This is a genomic window from Faecalibacterium sp. AF27-11BH, assembly GCF_003603005.1.
Classification (GTDB): Bacteria; Bacillota; Clostridia; order Oscillospirales; family Ruminococcaceae; genus Faecalibacterium; species Faecalibacterium taiwanense.
Genome location: NZ_QVGS01000005.1, coordinates 23,452 through 44,108 on the forward strand (window position 1 = coordinate 23,452; position 20,657 = coordinate 44,108).

At 58.1% G+C, this 20,657-nt stretch carries 15 protein-coding genes; 6 read left to right on the plus strand and 9 right to left on the minus strand.

Annotation, left to right across the window (positions count from 1 at the left end):
* Positions 1 to 312: 312 nt before the first annotated feature.
* Entirely contained in the window at positions 313 to 1,452 is a 1,140-nt protein-coding gene (locus DWY76_RS06630) for an MFS transporter (protein ID WP_120080528.1), read from the plus strand.
* 157 nt (positions 1,453 to 1,609) lie between these two features.
* Here the strand turns inward: DWY76_RS06630 and DWY76_RS06635 are convergent, their stop codons facing one another.
* Positions 1,610 to 2,239 (minus strand): epoxyqueuosine reductase QueH, encoded by a 630-nt coding sequence (locus tag DWY76_RS06635; protein ID WP_120080530.1) that lies wholly within the window; start codon positions 2,237 to 2,239, stop codon positions 1,610 to 1,612.
* A gap of 131 nt (positions 2,240 to 2,370) precedes the next feature.
* Between DWY76_RS06635 and DWY76_RS06640 the strand changes: the two genes are divergently transcribed.
* The 5 genes from DWY76_RS06640 (at position 2,371) to DWY76_RS06665 (ending at position 10,037) form a co-directional block, all read left to right on the plus strand.
* Positions 2,371 to 2,595, plus strand: coding sequence for a DUF896 domain-containing protein (locus tag DWY76_RS06640; protein WP_120080532.1), 225 nt, complete (start codon positions 2,371 to 2,373; stop codon positions 2,593 to 2,595).
* Between the two features lie 210 nt (positions 2,596 to 2,805).
* Positions 2,806 to 4,098, plus strand: a complete 1,293-nt coding sequence (locus tag DWY76_RS06645) for an adenylosuccinate synthase (protein WP_044953951.1) — start codon at positions 2,806 to 2,808, stop codon at positions 4,096 to 4,098.
* Positions 4,099 to 4,143: 45 nt separating this feature from the next.
* The gene (locus DWY76_RS06650) at positions 4,144 to 5,046 is read left to right on the plus strand and encodes a DegV family protein (RefSeq protein ID WP_005943906.1); all 903 of its coding nucleotides are present in this window, start codon (positions 4,144 to 4,146) and stop codon (positions 5,044 to 5,046) included.
* Between the two features lie 815 nt (positions 5,047 to 5,861).
* Entirely contained in the window at positions 5,862 to 8,474 is a 2,613-nt protein-coding gene (clpB, locus tag DWY76_RS06660) for an ATP-dependent chaperone ClpB (protein WP_005943912.1), read from the plus strand.
* A gap of 258 nt (positions 8,475 to 8,732) precedes the next feature.
* Complete coding sequence (locus tag DWY76_RS06665) at positions 8,733 to 10,037, plus strand: hemolysin family protein (protein WP_005943918.1); 1,305 nt, start codon at positions 8,733 to 8,735, stop codon at positions 10,035 to 10,037.
* A 135-nt stretch (positions 10,038 to 10,172) separates the two neighbouring features.
* Here DWY76_RS06665 and DWY76_RS06670 read toward each other — a convergent pair whose 3' ends face one another.
* The 8 genes from DWY76_RS06670 to DWY76_RS06705 all read right to left on the minus strand — a co-directional run bounded on the left by DWY76_RS06670 (position 10,173) and on the right by DWY76_RS06705 (position 20,632).
* On the minus strand, positions 10,173 to 11,093 hold the full coding sequence (locus DWY76_RS06670) for an ROK family protein (RefSeq protein WP_044953953.1): 921 nt from the start codon (positions 11,091 to 11,093) through the stop codon (positions 10,173 to 10,175).
* Between the two features lie 100 nt (positions 11,094 to 11,193).
* Entirely contained in the window at positions 11,194 to 12,591 is a 1,398-nt protein-coding gene (gene cysS, locus DWY76_RS06675; protein WP_120080536.1) for a cysteine--tRNA ligase, read from the minus strand.
* Between the two features lie 119 nt (positions 12,592 to 12,710).
* On the minus strand, positions 12,711 to 13,466 hold the full coding sequence (gene pflA, locus DWY76_RS06680; RefSeq protein ID WP_005943928.1) for a pyruvate formate-lyase-activating protein: 756 nt from the start codon (positions 13,464 to 13,466) through the stop codon (positions 12,711 to 12,713).
* Positions 13,453 to 15,705 (minus strand): formate C-acetyltransferase, encoded by a 2,253-nt coding sequence (gene pflB / locus DWY76_RS06685; RefSeq protein WP_120080538.1) that lies wholly within the window; start codon positions 15,703 to 15,705, stop codon positions 13,453 to 13,455. The genes pflA and pflB overlap by 14 nt, the downstream gene beginning before the upstream one ends.
* An 850-nt stretch (positions 15,706 to 16,555) precedes the next feature.
* On the minus strand, positions 16,556 to 17,014 hold the full coding sequence (locus DWY76_RS06690; protein WP_097781327.1) for a hypothetical protein: 459 nt from the start codon (positions 17,012 to 17,014) through the stop codon (positions 16,556 to 16,558).
* A gap of 6 nt (positions 17,015 to 17,020) precedes the next feature.
* Positions 17,021 to 18,058 carry a lysylphosphatidylglycerol synthase transmembrane domain-containing protein gene (locus tag DWY76_RS06695; protein ID WP_120080540.1) on the minus strand — a complete coding sequence of 346 codons (1,038 nt, stop codon included), beginning with the start codon at positions 18,056 to 18,058 and terminating at the stop codon, positions 17,021 to 17,023.
* A 160-nt stretch (positions 18,059 to 18,218) separates the two neighbouring features.
* Positions 18,219 to 19,814, minus strand: a complete 1,596-nt coding sequence (locus DWY76_RS06700) for a glycosyltransferase family 4 protein (RefSeq protein ID WP_120080542.1) — start codon at positions 19,812 to 19,814, stop codon at positions 18,219 to 18,221.
* Positions 19,815 to 19,840: 26 nt separating this feature from the next.
* The gene (locus tag DWY76_RS06705) at positions 19,841 to 20,632 is read right to left on the minus strand and encodes a hypothetical protein (protein ID WP_097774308.1); all 792 of its coding nucleotides are present in this window, start codon (positions 20,630 to 20,632) and stop codon (positions 19,841 to 19,843) included.
* Positions 20,633 to 20,657: the final 25 nt, after the last annotated feature.

Sequence of the window (20,657 nt, forward strand, 5' to 3'; positions counted from 1 at the left end):
CTCCTCTCGTGAAAAAGCGTTTGGAGCGCTCCGCAGAGCTTGTCGGGGCAACGCCCCTCCATCTGCTTACGCAGACCGCTCTGCCGCTTGAAAGCCCCACTGGGGCTTTCATTGCTGTGCAAATGCGGTCGCTCCAAACGCGAAATTAAAAATGATTTTTCCGCTGAAGATGCCCAGAGCGCAAGCGGAGGGCATTTTAAATCGTCCATGCCCCGGCGGGCTTTTTGCAACTTTTTGTAAGAAAATCCGGTTGCAATGATGCGGAATTATGGTTAAATAGAAGGAGGATATTTTCACAGAAAGAGGACGATTATGGAACAACAGTCTGCACGCCTGCGGAATACAGGCTTTCTTACTTTCTTCTTCAGTGGCATCTGTGCCATCAGTGCGGGCGTGGTGGTCAGCCTGCTGCAGGAGCGCTACGGCTTTGCCTACGGCATGACCGGCACTCTGCTCTCACTTATGAGTGTGGGTAATCTGCTGGCAGGCCTGCTCATTGGTATGCTGCCCAGTGTACTGGGCATGAAGCCCAGTGTGCTGCTGCTCACCATCGGCTATGCGGTGGGCTACGGCATCATGGGCCTGACGGGTGCCGTGGCGGTGCTGGCGCTGGCGTTTTTTCTGGTGGGCATTGCCAAGGGCAGCGTCATGAACACCTGCACCATTCTGGTCAGCGATAACTCGGCCAACCGCACCCGCGGCATGAACCTGATGCACAGCTGCTACGCCTGCGGTGCGCTGCTGTGCCCCTTCCTCATTGCGGCAGCGGCGAAGGTGAGCACTGAGCTGGCGGTGTTCCTGCTGGCGGCACTGGGACTTGTACTGTGGCTGGTATATGCCTTTACCCCGCTGGGCGGCGGCAAGGCCAAGAATGCCAAGGAAAAGCAGGCCATTGACTGGAGCTTTCTGCGTTCGGCACGGTTCTGGATGCTGACCGGCCTTTTGTTCTTCCAGAACGCTGCAGAGCAGAGCGTCAACGGCTGGATGGTCACTTACTTCAAGGGCAGCGGCATCATTGCGGGTACACTGGCGGCTTACACCGTCACGGTCATGTGGGGTGCCACGCTGGTGGCCCGTCTGCTGATCGCATTCGTGTTCCCGTTCAAGAGCCCGCGCAAGGCCATGGTGGGCATGAGCGTGCTGTGTACGATCTTTTATGTGCTGCTGGTCATGGCCCACACGCAGGCCATGGCCATCGTGCTGCTGTTTGCGTTTGCGTTCTCCATGGCGGGCCTGAACCCCACCGCTGTGGCCAGCGCGGGCCGCATGACCAGCGTGACCAGCATGGGCATCATGCTGCCGGTGGCATCCAGCGGTGCCATCCTCATGCCGTGGATCATTGGCATCGTAGCCGAAAAGGCCGGCCTTGCCGCCGGTATGGCTTCCAACATCGTGCCCTGCGTGGGGCTGATTATTTTCACCCTGCTGGTAGCTAGATTGCCGGAGGAATAAACCCTCTCAGGCGCTATCGCGCCAGCTCCCCCGAAGGGGGAGCTTTATGCGCTAAAACCGTTTGGTATTCTCTTTTCAGTAAAGAAAATAACCGTTGGAAAGTAGAAAAAGCTCCCCTCTCGGGGGAGCTGGCATTGCGTAGCAATGACTGAGAGGGTTATTTCTCAATGCCACGTGCTTTCGCGCTGAACTCGCACCCGCAGTAATCCTGCCGGTACAGGCCGTATTCCTCCGAAAGCTGCAGGCTGCGCAGATAGCCGTTGTGCTTTTTGAAGTCCGAAGGCAGATGCTTTACGCCGAACTCGGCTTCCAGCTCCTGCCCGATGGCATTGATGCGCTTGGCATCTTTATGCGGGCTGATGGACAGTGTGGTGGTGAACCAGTCGAAGCCGTTCTCACTGGCGTATTGCGCCGCCCGGCGCATCCGCAGCCGGTAGCAGATCGTACACCGGCTGCCCCGCTCCGGCTCGTTTTCAAGGCCGGTGACAGCAGAGTAGAACTCCTGCGGGTCGTAGTGGTCCTCCACCACGGTCACGCCCAGAGGATGGGCTGCTACCACGAACTTCTTCAGTTCCTCGCCGCGGCGGTAGTATTCATCTGCAGGCCATGTGTTGGGGTTATAGTAAAGCACTGTGATCTCAAAATACTGGCACAGCTGTTCCAGCACAGCGCTGGAGCAGGGGCCGCAGCAGGCGTGCAGCAAAAGGCGCGGCCGGGTGCCGTCCAGCGTTTTGAGCACGGCATCCATCTGCTGTGCAAAATTCAATTGAGTTGCCATTTTTATCATCCTTTGCTATACTGATTGAGAAAATTCCTTAAAAAGCTCGCCCTTTCGGGGGAGCTGGCATTGCACAGCAATGACTGAGAGGGTTTGCTTTCTTATTATAACATATTCCGCTTGAAAATACAGGAGGCACCATGACACAGGAAAAGATCGCCCGCATCAACGAGCTGGCAAAAAAGAGCAAGACCACTGGCCTGACCGAGGCCGAAAAGGCAGAGCAGCAGGCCCTGCGCCGCGAATACATCGACGACATGAAGGCCAGCCTGCGCGCACAGCTGGCCAACACCTCCATTCAGGAGCCGGACGGCACTATCCACAAGGTGATCCGCCGTGCCGACCTTGAGAACCCCCGCAGCTGAACGCACAATTTTGCGCACACTTTTTTGGAGGAAAACGCAGCCAAAAGCTGTGTTTTCCTCTTTTTTTGCACGGCGATCTGTGCTATACTATACTTGCATTGGTATGTGCTTTGTGTATGCCTGCTGATGTGTTTTCCCAAGGTGGCGTATCCCGGGCAAGGTGCACGGAAAAGGCTGTCTTTTGAAAAAATGATAAAGAGGTCATTTATTATGCTTACTGCAATTACGGGTATCAACTGGGGCGATGAAGGCAAGGGCCGCATGGTCGACCTCATCAGCCAGGAGTATGACATCGTTGCACGTTATCAGGGCGGCAACAACGCCGGTCACACGGTTAAGAACGAGCGCGGCAAGTTCGTGCTGAATCTGCTGCCCTCCGGCATCCTGCGTCCGAACGTGGTCTGCGTTATGGGCAACGGCATGGTCATCGACCCGCATCATCTGGACGGCGAGATCAACAAGCTGCGGGAGCAGGGTGTTGAGATCAGCCCGGCAAACCTGAAGATCTCCGACCGTGCAACCATCACCATGCCCTACCATGTGGAGCAGGACGGTCTGGAAGAAGCACGTCTGTCCAAAACCGGCGCACAGTTCGGCTCCACCAAGCGCGGCATTGCCTACGCTTACGGCGACAAGTACATGAAGAAGACCCTGCGCATGGGCGACCTGCTGCATCTGGACGACGCTGTGAAGAAGCGCCTCGTCACCATGGTGGATTCCAAGAATCTGGTCATGGAGGGCAGCTACAACGCCGCTCCCATCAGCGTGGATGAGATGTGGGCATGGCTCGAAAAGTATGCCGCCATCTTCAAGGATTACATCTGCGATGTGGGCCAGTATCTGGCCGATGCAGACGCTGCAGGCAAGAAGGTCCTGTTCGAGGCTCAGCTGGGCGCTCTGCGCGACATCGATTTCGGCATTTACCCCTATACCACCTCTTCCAACGTCATCGGTGCTTACGCCCCCATCGGCGCAGGCATCCCGGGCCACAAGCTGCACAACTCCATCGGCGTGATGAAGGCTTACTCCTCCTGCGTGGGTGACGGCCCCTTCACTGCCGAGCTGGCTATGACCGAAGAGGAAAAGCACGACCTGCGTGAGGCTGGCCACGAGTACGGTGCAGCCACCGGCCGTCCCCGCCGCGTTGGCCCCATCGATCTGGTGGCAAGCCGCTACGGCGTGTTCTGCCAGGGCTGCGATGAAGTTGCTCTGACCCTGCTGGACGTGCTGGACTACATGGAAAAGATCCCCATGGTCACTGCCTACAAGCTGACCGATGGCAGCACCACCACCCGCTTCCCCATGGGCGAAGCTCTGGACACCGCACAGCCCGTGGTGGAGTACCTGCCCGGCTGGCACTGTGATATCACCGCAGCCCGCAAGTGGGAAGACCTGCCCAAGGAAGCACGCGATTACGTGGAATATCTGGAAAAGGCTGTCGGCTGCAAGATCACCTACATCTCTGTGGGTGCCGAGCGTGAGGCTTATATCCACCACGTATGATCCCCTGCAAAGCTCCTGAATGATTCAGAAAAGGAAGCGTCACAGATGTTTGATATCATTACCGACAGCGCATGCGACCTGACGCTGGACACTGCCAAACAGCTCCAAATCGAGGTCGTGCCCTTCTATGTCTCGCTGGACGGCGAGCACTACCGCAAAGAAGGCAAGGAAATCGCCGTGCGGGACTTCTACCAGTTCATGGTGGACAACCCTTCGGCCTACCCCAAAACCAGCCTTGCTTCCATTGAGGACTTTGAGCAGGCATTCCGTGCCCATGCTGCTGCTGGCCGGGATGTGCTGTGTCTGGTGTTCACCAGCAAGATGAGCGGCTGTGTGGGCAGCGCCCGCAATGCCCGGGATCTGGTGCTGGAAGATTTCCCCGATGCCCGCATTGAGGTCATTGACAGCGCGGCGGCTACCGTTACCGAGTCCACCATGGTGGAAAACGCCGTGGCCATGCGGGACGCAGGCTGCACGCTGGACGAGACCGTGACATGGCTGGAAGCAGAGAAAGCTACCAACCAGATCTTCTTCACGGTAGGCAATCTGGACTATCTCATCAAGGGCGGCCGCATTGGCAAGGTGACGGGCCGTGCAGCCAACATGTTGGGCATCAAGCCGATGATCCTGTTCAAGGATGGCGAGATCTTCTCCGGCGGTGTGGCACGCGGCCGACAGAAGAGCTTTGAAAAAGCGCTGGAACAGCTGATGAACTATCTGGATGCCCACGGCGGCACCCCGGACGACTACCGTATCACCGTAGGCTACGGCTACGACGAAGAGGAAGGCAAGCGCCTGTGGATGCAGACCCGCGCGGCCCTGCGTGCAAAGTACCCCGGCGCTCAGTGCGAAGTGGGCCTGCTGCAGATCGGCTGCACCATTGCCGTGCACACCGGCCCCTATGCGCTGGGCATGGGCGTGATGCGCCGCTGGAAAAAGCAGGGCTGAGATCACATTATATGAATTTTTGAACTCCAGAAAATCTATGGATTTTTTGGGGTTCTTTTTTTAGAGCAATGCTTCCCATACAGAGCGTATTCGAGTGGAACAGATTTCTTGACTTTTATGCAATTCTTCTCCACCGGATAAGTTCTCTTTTGCGTGCCAAAAGAGAACCAGAAAGGACGGCGGTGCCCGCAGGGCATGAAAGCCCCAGTGGGGCTTTTAAGCCGCAGCCCGGTTTGCAAAGCAAATGCCGCGTGTTCAGCGCGGCAAGGTCTCCGCTACTTTCGAGGCGCGGGAGGCGGCGGGTTGCGGCTCCCTGCGTCTGCTTCGTGCCTTGCGCGGCACTCGCATCCTGCAGGCCGCTGCCCCAACAGCTCCTCCCTGTTTCGGCCGCCGGCCGCGGTCGTCGCCGTTGCAAACTAAGGGCTGCTCGCCCTTAATAATCCCAAAGCAGATGGGCTCCATACAAAAAATCCAAGTCGCTGCGCTAGAGGATTTTTTGTGTTGCGCCGATTTTAAGTCGCTTACGCGACGAACGGTATGGCAAGGCTGCGTGTTTTTTCTAGCAAAAACTGTGATTTGCAAACTTTTTATGAACCCTATTGACAAAGTGGGAAAACAGGAGTATAGTTTTAGCAGTCGAACAGATAGAGTGCTAAAACAAGTAAAACCAGTTCGGCAGGAGGTGCTTGAAACCGTGAAACAACTGAAGAATAGCCGCTGCTTCCCGTTCGGCAGCATCTCTGCACCGAACTTTTAGCAGATGACTATCGCGTCCGCTAAAATGAACCTTCCGGTATGAATGGAGGCTTGACTTTATGAATACCAATCAATATACACAGAAAACGCTGGAGGCTCTGCAGGCAGCGCAGCAGCTGGCTGTGGAGTACCAGCACAATCAATTGGAACCTGAACATCTGCTGCACGCCCTCGCTTCGCAGGAACAGGGCCTGATCCCGCAGCTGCTGCAGAAGCTGAATGTTGATCCCGGCAGCTTTTCTGCCGCCGTGGCCGAAAAGCTTTCGGCTCTGCCCCGGGTCTCCGGCTCCGGCCGTGACCCCGACAAGGTCTATATCTCGCAGGCTGCCGATAAGGTGCTCAGCGCCGCCGCCCGAGAAGCCAAGGCCATGAAGGACGACTATATCAGCGTGGAGCATGTGTTCCTGGGTCTGCTGGACGAGCAGACCCAGAACACCACCGAGTTGTTCCGTGCGTTCAGCATCACGAAAGATAAGTTCCTGCAGCAGCTCACAGCAGTGCGCGGCAACCAGCGCGTCACCAACGACAATCCCGAGGAGACCTACAACGCCCTGCAGAAGTATGGTCAGGATCTGGTAGACCTTGCCCGCAAGCAGAAGTTGGACCCCGTCATCGGCCGTGATCAGGAGATCCGCAACGTGATCCGCATCCTGTCCCGTAAGACCAAGAACAACCCCTGCCTGATCGGTGAACCCGGCGTTGGCAAAACCGCCATTGCAGAGGGCCTTGCACAGCGGATCGTGCGCGGCGATGTGCCCGAAAACCTGAAGGACCGCATCGTGTTCAGTCTGGACATGGGCGCTCTGGTGGCCGGTGCAAAATACCGCGGCGAGTTCGAGGAGCGCTTGAAGAGCGTGCTGAACGAGGTGAAGAAGAGCGAGGGCAAGATCATCCTCTTCATCGATGAGCTGCACACCATCGTGGGTGCCGGCAAGACCGATGGTGCCATGGACGCAGGCAACCTGCTCAAGCCCATGCTGGCCCGGGGCGAGCTGCACTGCATCGGTGCCACCACGCTGGACGAGTACCGCCAGTATATCGAGAAAGACCCCGCTCTGGAGCGCCGCTTCCAGCCGGTACAGGTGGATGAGCCCACCGTGGAGGACACGATCTCCATCCTGCGCGGCCTGAAGGAACGCTACGAGGTGTTCCACGGCGTGAAGATCAACGACAGCGCCCTGATCGCCGCTGCCACCCTTTCCGACCGCTATATCACGGATCGTTTCCTGCCGGATAAGGCCATCGACCTTGTGGATGAAGCCTGCGCCATGATCAAGACCGAGATGGACAGCATGCCCAGCGAGATGGACGATCTGGCCCACCGCATCACCCAGCTGCAGATCGAGCAGGTGAGCCTGAAAAAGGAGACCGATGCCCTGAGCCAGAGCCGCCTGAAGGATCTGGAAAAGGAGCTGGCCGAGCTGCAGGACAAGTTCCGCAGCATGAAGGCAAAGTGGGAGAACGAGAAGAACGCCATCGGCAAGGTGCAATCCCTGCGTGAGCAGATCGAGCAGACCAATGCCGACATTGAAAAGGCTCAGCGCGAGTACGACCTGAACAAGGCTGCTGAGCTGAAATACGGCAAGCTGCCCCAGCTGCAGAAACAGCTGGAAGAGGAAGAGAAGATCGCCGCCGCCAAGAAGGAGGACAGCCTGCTGCGTGACCGAGTGACCGATGAGGAGATCGCCCGCATCGTGGCCCGCTGGACCGGCATCCCGGTGGAGAAACTGGTGGAGGGTGAGCGCGAGAAGCTGCTGCATCTGGACGATGTGCTGCACCAGCGGGTCATCGGTCAGGACGAGGCTGTGACCAAGGTGAGCGAGGCCATCCTGCGCAGCCGCGCCGGTATCGCCAACCCCAACCGCCCTATCGGCAGCTTCCTGTTCCTCGGCCCCACCGGCGTTGGCAAGACTGAGCTGGCCAAGGCACTGGCACAGGCCCTGTTTGACGACGAGCGCAACATGGTGCGAATCGATATGACCGAGTATATGGAGAAGTTCAGCGTCAGCCGTCTGATCGGCGCGCCTCCGGGATACGTCGGTTACGAAGAGGGCGGCCAGCTGACCGAGGCTGTGCGCCGCAAGCCCTACAGCGTGGTGCTGTTCGATGAGGTGGAAAAAGCCCACCCCGATGTGTTCAACATCCTGCTGCAGGTGCTGGACGATGGCCGCATCACCGACAGTCAGGGCCGCACCGTGGACTTCAAGAACACGGTCATCATCCTCACCTCCAATCTGGGCAGCGACATCATCCTGAACGATCTGGAGCAGCGCCGTGCCAACGGCTCCAACGAGCTGAGCGAGGAAGCAAAGCACCAGATCGACCAGCTGCTGAAGAGCAAGTTCCGCCCCGAATTTCTGAACCGTCTGGATGAGATCGTCTACTACAAGAGCCTGACCAAGGACGAGATGCGCAGGATCGTGGATCTGCAGTTGCAGGATCTGCGCAAGCGCATGGACGAGGGCAAGCACCTCAAGCTGGAGGTCACCACCGCCGCCAAGGACTTCATCATCGATTCTGCCTACGACAGTGTCTATGGTGCACGTCCCATCAAGCGGTTCATCCAGAGCCGTGTGGAGACCCTGATCGCCAAGGCCATCATTCAGGGCAGCTATACCGAGGGCAACACCCTGACGGTGGACTGTGAGAATGGCGCTTTGACCCTGCGATAATGTAAATTTTACCTGTTCAGTACGGACTTTGCGGCAAGAAAGCTTGCACCACCGTACAGAATATGGTATGATTACAAATAACATTGATGTGCTTTTCATCGCGGAACAGCAACGATGGGGAGCACATTTTTGTATACGGAAAGAACTCCTTCCGTCATCGCGCGGCAAGGCTCCCTCTTTGAGGGAGCTGGTTGCGAAGCAGACTGAGGGAGTCTGTTCTTTAATAAAAACAGAAAGTTGAGTGTGATTTCCCTTTTTATGGACGATGGCAGTATTACGCTTTTGGCGGCACTGATCATTCTGGTGGCATTTTCCGCCTTTTTCTCCGCCTCTGAGACCGCATTTTCTTCCCTGAACCAGATCCGCCTGAAAAGCCGCGCCGAGGACGGCGATTCGGCAGCAGCCCGCGTGCTGGCTATGTCGGAAAAGTACGACAAGCTGCTCTCCACCATCCTCATCGGCAACAATATCGTCAACATTGCCGCAGCATCCATTGGCACAGTGCTGTTCACCCGCCTGCTGGACCCGGAGCGGGGCGCGACGGTGTCCACCTTCGTGCTGACCATTGTGGTTCTGATCTTTGGCGAGGTGACCCCCAAGAGCCTTGCAAAGGAGATGCCGGAGACGGTTGCCACGGCGGTTTCGCCCTTTTTGAACCTGCTCATGATCCTGTTCACCCCGCTGACCTGGCTGTTCAGCCAGTGGAAGCGCCTGCTGGGGCATTTCATCCGCAGCACCGAGGAGGACACCATCACTGAGGGTGAGCTGATGACCATGGTCAGCGAGGCCGAGAACGACGGCGAGCTGACCGACCGGGAAAGCCAGCTCATCCGCAGCGCCATTGAGTTTGACGATGTGGAGGTGGAGGAGATCCTCACACCCCGCGTGGATGTGATCGCGGTGGAGGACGATCTCTCGCTGGATGAGGTGGCCGATACCTTTGCGGAATCGGGATATTCCCGTCTGCCCGTTTACCACGGCACCATTGATAACATCATCGGTGTGGTACATGAAAAGGACTTTTACCTTGGCCGTCTGCGCAAGGATACCACGCTGGAAGACCTTGTGAAGCCCACCCTTTATACCACTGGCTCCACCCAGATCTCCCAGCTGCTGCGCACCCTGCGTGAGCAGCACCATCACATGGCGGTGGTGGTGGACGAGTACGGCGGTACCGAGGGCATCATCACGCTGGAAGACATTCTGGAAGAGCTGGTGGGCGAGATCTGGGACGAGCACGACGAAGCGACCGAGGACTTCCGCAGGCAGTCGGATGGCAGCTGGATCGTGCTGGGCAGTGCCGGTGTGGACGACCTGTATGAGAGGCTGGGCCTGCCGGAGGATGAGGACATCGATTCCAATACGGTGAACGGTCTGGTGCAGGAAAAAACCTGCCATCTGCCCAAGGTGGGCGACCGGTTCACGCTGGGCGAGTACGACGGTGTCGTTACCCGCACGGCCAAGCGCCGCGTGACCGAGGTGCGCCTGACCCCGGCGGAAAAGCCGGAACCGAAGAAGGAAGAAGACGAAAAGCCGCACTTCAACCGGCTGACCAATAAGTAAATCTAAGGGAGGATGCCGTTTTCCAATACGGCTCTATCCTGTGAAAAAGCAAACTCCGGCAGACCGCAGTCTGCCGGAGTTTGCTTTGTAAAAATAATTGTTCCGCTGAATATGGCTAGAGCGAAGCGGAAGCCATTAAATGGTTTTGCTTTCCGCCTGCAGATAGGTATACAATGCTCCCACCTGATTGGCTTCACTGCTGAAATGGCAGGGCACGATCTCGCAGCGGGGCAGACCGATCATGTAAGGTGATTCCCCACGGGAAGCAAACAGCCCGGCATATACCCGGCGCAGATCGTCCAGCAGCAGCGGCTGCTTGCTGATGCCGCCGCCGATGGCTACCTTTTCCACATCCAGCAATACGGTCAGGTTGTAGATCTGCACGGCCACCATCTTGCAGAACCGTTCCAGCACTTCCAGCGCTTCCGGCTCGGCGGCATTGGCGGCATCAAAAAAGAGTTTACCGTTCATGGGGGCATCGGCGGGCAGGCCTTTGCGGGCACGATACCACTTGAGCAGGTATTTGGTGCTGCACTGGCAGGCCATGGTTTTTTCGGTATTCTCCCACTCGTCGGCGTTGGTGTTCACAAAGCTGTACTCTCCGGCGGTAAAGTGCACGCCGCGCACCAGCTGGCCATTGGCAATGATGCCGCCGCCCACGCCGGTGCCGATAATAAACACTGCCGCATTGCAGCAGCCCTGCAAGGCACCGGCCCGCAGCTCTGCAATGGCTGCAGCCTTGCCGTCGTTTTCCAGCGTGACACGGCAGCCGCATCTTTCGCGCACCAGCTGCCCCACCTGCGTGCCGGTGTTGTACAGAAGTGCCCCGCCGTTGGAGACATAGCCGGTGTTGGCATCCACAAAGCCGGGCAGCGCCATGGCGATACCGTCCACTTCATCCTTATGCGGTGCATACAGAGCGTATATTGTGTCGAGAAAATGCTCCTGCGTATCCTGCGGCGTGGGCACGGAACCGGCATCGAAACGGTTCATCTGCTCGTCCATGACCGAATATTTGATCTCGGTGCCTCCTACGTCAAAAACCATGACCTTCATTGCTGTTCCCTCCGCAAAGCTGATCTTCTTCCTTATTATGGCAAATGCGTGCAAAAAAGTAAAGCCATCCGCAACATGCCGCGAATAGCTTTACTTTAATTTAGAGCTTGCTCAGCTGCGGGCCCTGTGCGGTATCCTTGACCGCCCAGCCCAGTTCGGTCAGCTGTGCACGGATGGCATCGGCAGTGGCCCAGTCCTTGGCCTTCTTGGCGGCGGCACGCTTCTCTACCAGCTCGGTCACCTCGGCGGGCACCTCGTCCTTCTTGCGGTTGTACAGCAGGCCCAGTACGCCGGTGATCTCGTCGAACGCAGCGGCGGCGGTCTGCAGGGCATCCTTGGAGGAAACAGCCGACAGCGTGTTGATCTCCTTGACCAGATCGAACACGGCAGCCAGTGCATCCGGGGTGTTCAGGTCATCGTCCATGGCAGTGCAGAACTTGGTGCGGGCCTCGGCAGCCTTTTCCTTCAGAGTCTCGTCGGTGCCAAAGGCATCCTTGGTCAGGGCAAAGTCCAGATTTTCACGGCAGGTGTACAGGCGCTCGAGACTGTTCTTGCAGCTCTCGATGAGGTCCACGGTGTAGTTCAGCGGCATCCGGTAGCCTGCGGTCAGCATGAAATAACGGATGGGTTCGTAGCCGTAGACATCCGCCACGTCCCGCACGGTGAAGAAGTTGTGCAGGCTCTTGGACATCTTCTGATTGTCCACGTTGATGAAGCCGTTGTGCATCCAGTAGCGGGCAAAGGTGCAGCCGTTGGCGCACTCGCTCTGTGCGATCTCATTCTCGTGGTGGGGGAAGATCAGATCCTGACCGCCGCAGTGCAGATCAATGGTCTTGCCCAGATGGGTGCGGCTCATGGCGCTGCACTCGATATGCCAGCCCGGACGGCCCATGCCGTAGGGGCTTTCCCATGCAGGTTCACAGGGCTTTGCGGCCTTCCACACGGCAAAGTCTGCGGGGTCCTCCTTCAGGTCGTCGTCCATCTGGCTGCGCAGCTCACGGTTGCCGCTCTCCAGATCGTCCAGCTTCAGGTGGCTCAGCTTGCCGTACTCGGGGTCGCTCTTCACCCGGAAGTACACATCGCCGTTCTTGGCAACATAAGCGTGGCCGGAGTCGATCAGATCCTTCACGATATCCAGGATCTGCTGGATGTGCTCGGTAGCCCGGGGCTGGACGGTGGGCTTTTTGCAGTTGAGGCCGGCGGCATCCTTGAGGTACTCGGCCTCAAAGCGCTGAGCAACCTCCTTCATGGAGGTGCCCTCTTCCTGTCCCTTCTTAATGAGCTTGTCGTCGATATCGGTGATGTTGGAAACATAGAACACCTTGTTGCCACGGTACTCAAGGTAGCGGCGCAGGGTATCGAACACGATCAGCGGGCGGGCGTTGCCGATGTGGATATAGTTATAAACGGTAGGGCCGCAGACATAGATGCGGTATTCACCGGGCACCTGCGGCACGAATTCTTCTTTCTGGCGGGTCAGCGTATTGAAAATCTGCATGGCTGTTTCTCCTTTTTTACTTTTTTCATTATAACGGTGTACAGAAGGGAAGTCAAGAAAAAACGACCGCTCCCGGCGCATTCTGCACACCGGAAACGGTCGTTTTTCAAATCAGGAGCTTAGCCGGGATACCTGCTCACTTCCAGCAGTTCTTCTGCACGCTTCACCTGCTCCGCGGTGGGCGGCACGGCGTCCGGCAGTGGATAAGGGATGCCCAGCTTCTGCCACTTGAACAGGCCCAGCGTGTGGTAGGGCAGTACCTCCACCCGCTGCACCGTTTTCAGGCTGCGGATAAAGTCTGCGGTCCTGCGCAGGCCCTCCTCGTCGTCGGTCAGGCCGGGTACCAGCACATGCCGGATCCACAGCGGGATGCCGAGGTCAGAAATATGCCGCGCCATCGCAAGGATGTTGGCATTGTCTTTGCCGGTGAGCTGCCGGTGGCGTTCCGGGTCGATCTCCTTCAGGTCGAGAATGACCAGACTGGTGGACTTCATCAGCCGGTCGAAACCGGCCAGATAATCCGGGTCATCGGGCCGGAAGGGCTGCCCGGCGGTATCCAGAGCCGTGTGCACGCCTTTGGAGCGGGCCAGCTCGAAGAATGCCGTCAGGAACTCCATCTGGCGCAGCGGTTCACCGCCGCTGACCGTGATGCCGCCCTTCTTGCCCCAGTAGTTGCGGTAGCGGTAGACCCGCTGGAACAGCTTTTCTGCCGTCCATTCCTCGCCGCCCTCCGCAGCCCACGTTTCCGGGTTGTGGCAGTATTTGCACCGCAGGGCACACCCCTGCAAAAACACCACAAAGCGCACACCGGGGCCGTCCACAGAGCCGAAGGATTCCAGCGAGTGGACATAGCCGATGGGGTTACAGGGCTGCATGGCAGGTGCGGGAGATAACGTCCATCTGCTGCTCGCGGGTCAGGTCGATGAACTTGACAGCGTAGCCGGAGACGCGGATGGTGAAGTTGGCGTACTCCTCCTTCTCGGGGTGCTCCATGGCATCCAGCAGCTTCTCCTTGCCAAAGACGTTCACGTTCAGGTGGTGTGCGCCCTGATCGAAGTAGCCGTCCATGACCTGTACCAGATTCTCCACACGCTCGCCTTCGCTGTGGCCCAGAGCGTCCGGGTTGATGGTCTGGGTGTTGGAGATGCCGTCCAGTGCCCAGTGGTAGGGCAGCTTTGCCACCGAGTTCAGGGAAGCCAGCAGGCCGTTCTGCTCTGCGCCGTAGCTGGGGTTTGCACCGGGAGCAAACGGGGTGAATGCGGCACGGCCATCGGGCAGCGCGCCGGTGTACTTGCCGTACACCACGTTGGAGGTGATGGTCAGGATAGAGGTGGTAGCCTCAGAGTTGCGGTAGGTGTGGCGCTTCTTGATCATCTCCAGGAAGGTGCGCAGCAGCCACACGCCGATCTCGTCGGCGCGGTCATCATCGTTGCCGTACTTGGGGAAGTCGCCCTCGGTTTCAAAGCCGGTGGCAAGGCCGCTCTCGTCACGCACTACCTTCACCTTGGCGTACTTGATGGCGCTCAGGGAGTCGATGACGTGGGAGAAGCCTGCAATGCCGGTGGCAAAGGTGCGGCGCACGTCGGTGTCGATGAGGGCCATCTCGGCTTCCTCGTAGTAGTATTTGTCGTGCATATACTGGATCAGGTTCAGCACATTGACGTACAGGCCAGCCAGCCAGTCCAGCATCTGGACATACTTGGGCAGCACCTCGTCGTAGTTCAGGTACTCGCTGGTGATGGGGGCATAGTTGGGGCCGCACTGCTCGTGGCTCTTCTCGTCCACACCGCCGTTGATGGCGTACAGCAGGCACTTGGCAAGGTTGGCGCGGGCACCGAAGAACTGCATCTCCTTGCCGGTCTGGGTGGCAGACACGCAGCAGCAGATGGAGTAATCATCGCCCCACACGGGCTTCATCACGTCGTCGTTCTCGTACTGGACAGAGCTGGTATCGATGGACACCTTGGCGGCATATTTCTTGAAGCTCTCCGGCAGGGCGGAGGAGTACAGAACGGTCAGGTTCGGCTCCGGTGCGGGGCCCATGTTTTCCAGCGTGTGCAGGAAGCGGTAGCAGTTCTTGGTGACCATGCTGCGGCCATCCATGCCGATGCCGCCCACTTCCAGCGTTGCCCACACGGGGTCGCCGGAGAACAGCTGGTTGTAGCTGGGGATGCGGGCAAACTTGACCATGCGGAACTTCATGACCATGTGGTCGATCAGCTCCTGTGCCTGGGTCTCGGTCAGGGTGCCGTTGTCCAGATCGCGCTGGATATAGATATCCAGGAAGGTGGAGATGCGGCCCACGCTCATGGCAGCGCCGTTCTGGGTCTTGATGGCGGCAAGATACCCGAAATACAGCCACTGGCAGGCCTCCTTAGCGTTCTTTGCAGGCTGAGAGATATCATAGCCGTAGGCCTCGGCCATCTTCTTCATGCCCTTCAGAGCACTGATCTGGCGGGCGATCTCCTCGCGCAGGCGGATCACGTCGTCGGTCATGGTGCCGTCGCCGCAGTTGGCAAAGTCCTCCTGCTTGAACTTGATCAGTGCATCGATGCCGTACAGGGCCACGCGGCGGTAGTCGCCCACGATGCGGCCGCGGCCGTAGGTGTCCGGCAGGCCGGTGATGATGTGGGTGTGGCGGGCCGCCTTCATCTCAGGGGTGTAGGCATCAAACACAGCCTGATTGTGGGTGCGGGTATAATCGGTAAAGATCTTGTGCAGCTCCTCGCTGGGCTGGTAGCCGTAGGTGGTGCAGGCCTGCTCTGCCATCTTGATGCCGCCGTAGGGCATGAAGGCGCGCTTGAGGGGCTTGTCGGTCTGCAGACCCACGATCTGCTCCAGATCCTTCAGGCTTTCGTCGATATAGCCGGGGCCGTAAGCAGTCAGGCTGCTGACCACTTCGGTCTCCATATCCAGCACGCCGCCCTTGGCGCGCTCGGCCTTCTGCAGCTTCTGCAGGGCACCCCACAGCTTGTCGGTAGCCTCGGTGGGGCCGGCCAGAAAGCTTTCGTCGCCGTCATACGGGGTGTAGTTCTTCTGGATGAAGTCGCGCACATTGACTTCTTCTTTCCAGATGCGGCCCTCAAAGCCTTCCCACTGTTCAAAATTGATCATTGGAACCTCCTTGCTCCATTACGCAGTTAGCGCTTTCTAACTAATGAGCCTTTGAAAAACCGCTCTGTATGGCGGCTTTCTGGGGGCAAAACGGTCTTGAACTGCCGATTGCGGCAGCCCCAACTACAAGGTGTAGACAAAAATGAAAACCTGCCCACAAAATCTTGCGTTATTATAATAGCAAGAACCCCTTTAAAAAGCAATAGATAACAAGTGGGTTTTCTTCCAAAGCAAAGGGCTTTCTTTGGGCAGAATGTAGAAAAAGCGCTGAAATCCCGGCGGTGCACCTATTTTGCGAAAAAAATCGAAAAATAAGGGTTGACAAGACTAACCGGCTGTGGTATTCTGTTCTCGCAACGAGGTTAGACGAATCTAACCACGTTGCACCAGAAAAGCAGATGCTTCTGCAAAAGCGTCTGTGAAAAACCGGTTTGTGTAATGTGCACAGACCCCAAGTTTGTCGCGGCGGGGCCGCTCCATCTTGCTTACGCAAGACCGCTTTGTGGCTTAAAAGCCCCACTGGGGCTTTCATTGCTGCGCAAACGCCAATTCCTCCATTCCATTCTCTTTTTTCAAGTGAGCTGTGGTTTTAGTTTGCTCCCACGGCTCGATGCGCGGCATTCGGTGTGATTGGTACCGCACCAAGTGCAAAAGAAAAACAAAAACGGGACATGCAGCTTGACCACCTGCGTGCCCCGATTTTTGTTTTTAACTCCTTCAGTCATGGCTGACACCATGCCAGCTCCCTCAAAGAGGGAGCCCTTGGCAGTGCGAAAAACTTTACAGTTTTGCCAAAGCCTCTCTCATTGAGGGAGGTGGATGCGAGTGCAGCGAGCAGACGGAAGGAGTTTTACTTCACGATCTCCGCCAGCTTTTGATACACTTCCTCCGCGCCGCCTTTGGGCGCTTTGACCTTTACGAACTGGCTGTTCACGATGGCGGTGCCATCGGAGTAGACGGTGAACAGGAGATTATTGTTCTCGGCATCATCGTAGTAGCTCACAGTGACGGAATCCACCGGGTATTCGTGGCTGTAGGAGGAATACTGCTGGTTGAACCGCTTGACACAGGTAAGGCCGGAAAGCACGTTTGCGATCTGCTGATAGGCAGGGTCGTCGGCAGAAAGCAGCTGAACATCCATCTCTGCGGAGCGGGCAAAGTTCTGAATGTGTTCCACCCGGACACTGGCCTGTGTGCTGGCCTTGATCCCGGATGCAAGATCGATCTTTGCGGAAGGAAAGATCAGCACCAGTGCAAGCAGCACTAAAATGACAATGCCGAACCGGGACAGGATGCGCTTATCTTTCATGGCGGGTCAATCCTCCTTTGGCGGCTCCAGATCGGTCAGATGCCGCTGGGCAAAGAAGAAGCCCACGGCGCTGGCGGCGAACACCACATAATAGCTGGCGATGCGGTAGAGCATCATCACGCTCATCACCTCGCCGCGCTCCAGAAAGCTGCCGAACACCAGCAGGAATGCCGTCTCGATGGAGCCCATGCCGGCCACATTGGGCAGGGCGTTGGACAAAAACAGCATCAAGCTGGTGAGCAGCTGCACCTGCAAAAAGCTCAGAGGGGAAAGCCCCATGAACCGGATGCACAGGTAGGGCAGGCAGAACAGCCCGAACAGCTTGACTGCCTGCAATGCCAGAATTTCAGCGCAGCGGGGCTTATCCGCCAGCAGACGGCGGCTCTCCTCGCCCAGAACATCCAGCTGCTGCTGCCAGTCGGCGCGGCGCTGCTGCCATTTTTCCGTTTTGGGCAGCAGACGCATCAGCCAGCGGGCAAGGTTCTGCACCAGCGGCGATACGCACACCAGCACCAGCACCACAATGATGGCCGCCACTACAGCGTATGCCATGGGCAGATAATTCATCACACCGGTGGTGTTGGCGGCAAGCCATCTGTGCTGAAACAGCAGCATCACCGTGGCATACAGCAGCACGGTGGTTTTGTGGAACACGTACTGCAGGGTCATCAGGCCCACGCCCGGGCCAACCGGCAGGCCGCAGCGGTGCAGATACCATGTCTGCACCGGCACTGCACCTGCGCCCAGCGTGACCACATTGCCAAAGGTGCCGCACCACGCGGTATCGATGCCCTGCCAGAGCCTGAAGCCCGGGATGCGGCTGCGCACGATGCCCCACGCCACGCACCCCTCCAGCAGCGGATAGCTGAGGCCGATGGCCAGCACCACCAGCACCTGCCATGCGGACAGCTGCGAAAGCGCTTCGGTGATCTCGGCCCAGTTGTCCTTGAACAGCAGCACGATGATGCCGGTAAGTGCGGCGAGCACCAGCAGCGAGATCACTGTCTTTTTGCGGGAAGGTGCGGCAGAGGCGGGTTGGCTCATAGAGAGAACAGGCTCCTTTCAGGCGGAATGATTTGATAAAAGTATAACACACGCGGCCTGTGTCTTTGTGAACGGAACTGGAATTTTCTTGTGCAATTTTGATGGAATGATAAAAAGGCAAGGGCAGATGTACGCATCGACCCTTGCCTTTATCTTGTTTTTAGTCTGTTGATTCGTTCACCAGCCGTGTCAGGGTGGCAACATAGGCTTCGTTGGAATAATATTTCTCGTACATTTTCCGGCAGTCAGCTTTCATGGCGGCCAGCTGTTCCGGATGCAGGATAGCATACTCCAGCACCTTTGCCAGCTGATCCGGGTCGTCGTCTTTGTACACAAAGCCGTCCACGCCCTCGGTGATCAGCCCGGCGGTGCCGGTGTGCTCCGACACGATGGAGGGCTTGCCGAAGATCAGGCCCTCGGTGACGAAGGTTGGCATGGGATCATCGCGGGAAGCGCATACCACGCAGGTGCACTGATCCATCAGGGATTTGATCTCGGGCCGTTCCAGACGCTTGCGGTAGAAAACGGTGTCCGGGTAGTCCTCCACCAGTGCATCCACGGCGTTCTTCAGGCTCTTGTCCGCCGCCTTACCCACGAACAGGAAAGCAGCCTTCTGGCGCACCTCGGGCTTTAGCAGGCGGATGGCGTTGCAGAAAATATCCTGACCCTTGCGCGGCTCAAAGGAACCTACGGTCACGAACAGCGGCCTGCCGCCGGCATAGCTGATATCGTAGGGCGGGAAGCTTTCCTGCGCATAGTCCGGCAGACCGTAGATCAGCTGTTCAATGCTGAAGTCCGGCCGCACCGAGTGCATGGCGGCAGTGGCGTGGGATCCTACGGCGCACACATGCACGTTGGAGTCCAGTGTTTTGGGAATCTTGTGCGCAATGAATGGGTAGCCTGCAAAGGCATCGTGCAGCCACCACAGCACCGGCACGAAAGAGCCGTTCAGGGTGCTCACGGCGGCAGCCTCTACCACGGTGTTGGCCAGCACAAAATCGGCACTGGTGGCAAGGCCCCACAGCGACGAGTTCATCACGCAGTCGCTGCGGGTCACTACGGCGGCACCGGCATCCAGAAACAGCGGCAGCGAGCCGTCGTCCGCAGGGCCAAGCACCACCACTTCAAAGCCCATGCTGCGCAGCACCGGCACGGCACTTGTCAGCACGATGGGCGCACCGGTCATGGTCAGCTCGTGGCTCAGGATCAAAGCACGCTTTCCGTCTGCAGAGAACACATCGTCGGCACACAGTTCCCGCCGGAAGTGCAGCAAAGACTGCGGGATGCGGTGGCAGTTTTCCGCCATGGCGGTGGCAAGGCGCAGCAGCTCGGTCACGCTGTCCCTGCCGCGCGCAGCGGCGCGCACCCGGTCCAGAAGCTTCCGCGATACCATGGCGCAGCGGCTGCACGGGATGTGCTGGGTGCTCAGATAAAGGGCGGTGGAGCCATCGAAGCCAAAGGCGGCATCACACACCACAAAATCGGCACCGGTGCGCAGGGCGGCGGCAAAATAGGTCAGGGCGGTGGAGGTGCACTCCAGATCTTCGCTGACCAGCAGCACGCCCTCCACCGAGTCGGTCAGGGCGGGGGCCAGCTCCGTCACCAGCCGGAACTTGCGGTGCAGCTGGTTTTCCAGTGCGTGCTCCAGCGCCTGATGACGGCCCGGTGCATACACCAGCAGATAGGTGCTCTGGGTATCGGTATAAACCTGCTTCGTCAGCTGCTTACGCTGCAGGGTGCTGTAACTGCTGTACATGTTAACAACTCCTTTAGCGATCCGATTCAGCCGCGCAGCAGGCGGCGCAAAGCACGCAGCGGTGCGGTAAGCCGCCAGCTGCTGCTCTCGTACAGGTTTTCCAGCGAATCTTCATAGGCAGCACGGCTGTTCTGCAGTTCCGTCAGCTGATTGTTCAGCCGGGTGTTCTCGGCAAGGGCGGCCTGCAGCTGTTCCAGAACATCGTTCTTTTCGGCTTCAGCATGCAGCTTGATGGTATTCAACGCGCTGAGCAGGGCCTTGCCGGGCTGCTCGTGCTGGAAGCGGCCCAGCGGATAGTAATGATAGGTCACGGCAAACTTCATCCCGGCCGCAAAGGGCACGGTGCTGCACACGGTCAGGTTGGGGTCCACATCCAAAAACAGCAGGCAGTCTTCCTGCAGCTGGATGCCGTTCATGGCGCGGCATTCCAGCCGCTCGTCCGAGATGCTCAGGTCAGTCACGCAGCAGGCCAGCTCACCAGGGTCCAGCCGCAGCGCACGGGCATCCGTGGGCAGGGTGAACACCGCAGAGACCTCGTGGGTCAGTTCGTCGTAGGCATCCTCGGCAACGGTCAGGCATTCCCGCGGGGAATAGCCGGAGCCGGAATCGTAGAACAGCTGCGGCAGGGTCAGGGCGGCAGGCTCGTTGTCGCTGCCGTGCCTTGCCAGTGCGGCCTGATAGTTCAGCACCTGTTGTTCCAGCTCCAGACACCGCTGTGCCAGCCGGGATACACCTTCGTCAGAGAGCTTGAGCTGCTGTTCCAAGTCAGCAGCGCGGCTGCGGGCCGCAGCAAGGGTCTCGGGGACATCGTTGTTCATAACCGGATTCTCCTCTTACTTTTAT

What these genes read in the sequence shown, in the direction of transcription:
- DWY76_RS06630 (WP_120080528.1), top strand. Translation starts at nt 313, where the DNA reads ATGGAACAACAGTCTGCACGCCTGCGGAATACAGGCTTTCTTACTTTC.
- DWY76_RS06635 (WP_120080530.1), bottom strand. Translation starts at nt 2,239, where the DNA reads ATGATAAAAATGGCAACTCAATTGAATTTTGCACAGCAGATGGATGCC.
- DWY76_RS06640 (WP_120080532.1), top strand. Translation starts at nt 2,371, where the DNA reads ATGACACAGGAAAAGATCGCCCGCATCAACGAGCTGGCAAAAAAGAGC.
- DWY76_RS06645 (WP_044953951.1), top strand. Translation starts at nt 2,806, where the DNA reads ATGCTTACTGCAATTACGGGTATCAACTGGGGCGATGAAGGCAAGGGC.
- DWY76_RS06650 (WP_005943906.1), top strand. Translation starts at nt 4,144, where the DNA reads ATGTTTGATATCATTACCGACAGCGCATGCGACCTGACGCTGGACACT.
- clpB (WP_005943912.1), top strand. Translation starts at nt 5,862, where the DNA reads ATGAATACCAATCAATATACACAGAAAACGCTGGAGGCTCTGCAGGCA.
- DWY76_RS06665 (WP_005943918.1), top strand. Translation starts at nt 8,733, where the DNA reads ATGGACGATGGCAGTATTACGCTTTTGGCGGCACTGATCATTCTGGTG.
- DWY76_RS06670 (WP_044953953.1), bottom strand. Translation starts at nt 11,093, where the DNA reads ATGAAGGTCATGGTTTTTGACGTAGGAGGCACCGAGATCAAATATTCG.
- cysS (WP_120080536.1), bottom strand. Translation starts at nt 12,591, where the DNA reads ATGCAGATTTTCAATACGCTGACCCGCCAGAAAGAAGAATTCGTGCCG.
- pflA (WP_005943928.1), bottom strand. Translation starts at nt 13,466, where the DNA reads ATGCAGCCCTGTAACCCCATCGGCTATGTCCACTCGCTGGAATCCTTC.
- pflB (WP_120080538.1), bottom strand. Translation starts at nt 15,705, where the DNA reads ATGATCAATTTTGAACAGTGGGAAGGCTTTGAGGGCCGCATCTGGAAA.
- DWY76_RS06690 (WP_097781327.1), bottom strand. Translation starts at nt 17,014, where the DNA reads ATGAAAGATAAGCGCATCCTGTCCCGGTTCGGCATTGTCATTTTAGTG.
- DWY76_RS06695 (WP_120080540.1), bottom strand. Translation starts at nt 18,058, where the DNA reads ATGAGCCAACCCGCCTCTGCCGCACCTTCCCGCAAAAAGACAGTGATC.
- DWY76_RS06700 (WP_120080542.1), bottom strand. Translation starts at nt 19,814, where the DNA reads ATGTACAGCAGTTACAGCACCCTGCAGCGTAAGCAGCTGACGAAGCAG.
- DWY76_RS06705 (WP_097774308.1), bottom strand. Translation starts at nt 20,632, where the DNA reads ATGAACAACGATGTCCCCGAGACCCTTGCTGCGGCCCGCAGCCGCGCT.